Raw genomic sequence first — 264 nt, forward strand, 5'->3', positions numbered from 1 at the left:
CGGGCAAGTCGACGCTCATCAAGATCGTCACCGGTGTGCAGGGCGCCGACTCCGGGAGCCTGATCCTGGACGGGCAGGAGGTCTCGTTCGCGAACCCGCTGGAGGCGATGGCCGCCGGCATCGGGGTGGTGCATCAGGAGCGCAACGTCGTCCGCGAGTTCACCGTGGGGGAGAACATCGCCCTCTCCGCGATGCCCCGCCGCGCGGGCACGGTCGACTGGCGGCAGGTGTGGCGGGAGTCGAAGCGCTGCCTGGACATGCTCG

At 70.1% G+C, this 264-nt stretch carries 1 protein-coding gene; it reads left to right on the top strand.

What is annotated here, in order from left to right:
- Positions 1–264: ATP-binding cassette domain-containing protein (locus tag SB753_RS38220; RefSeq protein ID WP_410805313.1), on the top strand; the 264-nt coding region annotated here is incomplete at both ends.

The organism is Paraburkholderia sp. SIMBA_053 (genome assembly GCF_046534895.1).
GTDB classification, from domain to species: Bacteria; Pseudomonadota; Gammaproteobacteria; order Burkholderiales; family Burkholderiaceae; genus Paraburkholderia; species Paraburkholderia caledonica.